General features: G+C 53.5%; 1 rRNA gene (cut by a window edge). It reads right to left on the bottom strand.

Annotated features, from left to right (window positions below):
• Nucleotides 1-2,358, bottom strand: a 23S ribosomal RNA gene (locus FB548_RS02400) (it extends 521 nt beyond the left edge of the window).
• Nucleotides 2,359-2,500 lie beyond the last annotated feature (142 nt).

Genomic DNA, 2,500 nt, shown 5'->3' with positions numbered 1-2,500 from the left:
TACTTTCGTACCTGCTTGATCCGTCGATCTCGCAGTCAAGCACGCTTATGCCTTTGCACACAGTGCGCGATGTCCGACCGCGCTGAGCGTACCTTCGAGCTCCTCCGTTACTCTTTGGGAGGAGACCGCCCCAGTCAAACTACCCACCATACATGGTCCCCGATCCGGATTACGGACCTAGGTTAGAACGTCAAGCACATCAGGGTGGTATTTCAAGGTTGGCTCCACCGAAGCTAGCGCCTCGGCTTCATAGCCTCCCACCTATCCTACACAGACGAACTCAACGTTCAATGTAAAGCTATAGTAAAGGTTCACGGGGTCTTTCCGTCTTGCCACGGGAACGCTGCATCTTCACAGCGATTTCAATTTCACTGAGTCTCGGGTGGAGACAGCGCCGCTGTCGTTACGCCATTCGTGCAGGTCGGAACTTACCCGACAAGGAATTTCGCTACCTTAGGACCGTTATAGTTACGGCCGCCGTTTACTGGGGCTTCGATCAAGAGCTTCGCCTTGCGGCTGACCCCATCAATTAACCTTCCAGCACCGGGCAGGCGTCACACCCTATACGTCCACTTTCGTGTTTGCAGAGTGCTGTGTTTTTGATAAACAGTCGCAGCGGCCTGGTTTCTGCGACCCCCCTCAGCTATAGCCCGCATGGGCCACCAAAGAGGGTGCACCTTCTCCCGAAGTTACGGTGCCATGTTGCCTAGTTCCTTCACCCGAGTTCTCTCAAGCGCCTGAGAATTCTCATCCTACCCACCTGTGTCGGTTTACGGTACGGTCTGCGTGAGCTGAAGCTTAGGAGCTTTTCCTGGAAGCGTGGTATCAGTGACTTCGTCCAAAAGGACTCGTCTCGGTGCTCGGTCTTAAAGGATCCCGGATTTGCCAAAGATCCAAACCTACCGCCTTTCCCCGGGACAACCAACGCCCGGTACACCTAACCTTCTCCGTCCCTCCATCGCACTCACGCGAGGTGCAGGAATATTAACCTGCTTCCCATCGACTACGGCTTTCGCCCTCGCCTTAGGGACCGACTAACCCTGCGTCGATTAACGTTGCGCAAGGAAACCTTGGGCTTTCGGCGTGCGGGCTTTTCACCCGCATTATCGTTACTCATGTCAGCATTCGCACTTCCGATACCTCCAGCAACCTTCTCAAGTCACCTTCAACGGCTTACGGAACGCTCCTCTACCGCGCATAACAAAGTTATGCACCCCAAGCTTCGGTTTCGTGCTTAGCCCCGTTAAATCTTCCGCGCAGACCGACTCGACCAGTGAGCTATTACGCTTTCTTTAAAGGGTGGCTGCTTCTAAGCCAACCTCCTGGCTGTCTGTGCCTTTCCACATCGTTTTCCACTTAGCACGAAATTTGGGACCTTAGCTGTGGGTCTGGGTTGTTTCCCTTTTCACGACGGACGTTAGCACCCGCCGTGTGTCTCCCGTACATTCTGTCTTGGTATTCGGAGTTTGCCATGGTTTGCTAAGACGCGATGTCCCGCTAGCCATAACAGTGCTCTACCCCCAAGAAGATTCATACGAGGCGCTACCTAAATAGCTTTCGAGGAGAACCAGCTATCTCCGGGTTCGATTAGCTTTTCACTCCTAATCACACCTCATCCCCTACCTTTGCAACGGGAGTGGGTTCGGGCCTCCAGTACCTGTTACGGCACCTTCACCCTGGGCATGACTAGATCACCCGGTTTCGGGTCTACTGCCCGCGACTATGCGCCCTTATCAGACTCGGTTTCCCTTCGCCTCCCCTATACGGTTAAGCTTGCCACGAACAGTAAGTCGCTGACCCATTATACAAAAGGTACGCAGTCACCCTTGCGGGCTCCTACTGCTTGTACGCACACGGTTTCAGGATCTATTTCACTCCCCTCTCCGGGGTTCTTTTCGCCTTTCCCTCACGGTACTGGTTCACTATCGGTCGGTCAGGAGTATTTAGCCTTGGAGGATGGTCCCCCCATGTTCAGACAGGGTTTCTCGTGCCCCGCCTTACTCGTCTTCACTGAAAAGGTCTTTTCGAATACCGGGCTGTCACCGTCTATGGCCAGTCTTTCCAGACTGTTCTTCTAAAACCAATCCAGCTTAAGGGCTGGTCCCCGTTCGCTCGTCACTACTCAGGGAATCTCGGTTGATTTCTTTTCCTCCGGTTACTTAGATATTTCAGTTCACCGGGTTTGCCTCCAGCAGCTATGTATTCACTGCAGGATACTGCCGAAGCAGTGGGTTTCCCCATTCGGACATTGCGGGATCAATGCTTGTTGCCAGCTCCCCCGCACTTTTCGCAGGCTGCCACGTCCTTCATCGCCTCTGACCGCCAAGGCATCCACCGTGTGCGCTTATTCGCTTGACCATATAACCCCAAGTCGCCTCGGAGTTACATGCCGTGTCAATGGGGTACAAAGCCATTAACGCGAACATACGACTCAATTTATTAGGGACTCGAAGTCCCCGCCTTAGCCTCAACGACACGTCTAGATGAAAATCTAAAACGC

It is taken from the genome of Pseudoxanthomonas sp. 3HH-4, assembly GCF_006716465.1.
GTDB lineage: Bacteria > Pseudomonadota > Gammaproteobacteria > Xanthomonadales > Xanthomonadaceae > Pseudoxanthomonas_A.
The sequence above is the reverse complement of the archived record's forward strand: the minus strand, read 5'-3'. Positions and strand labels throughout refer to the sequence as shown.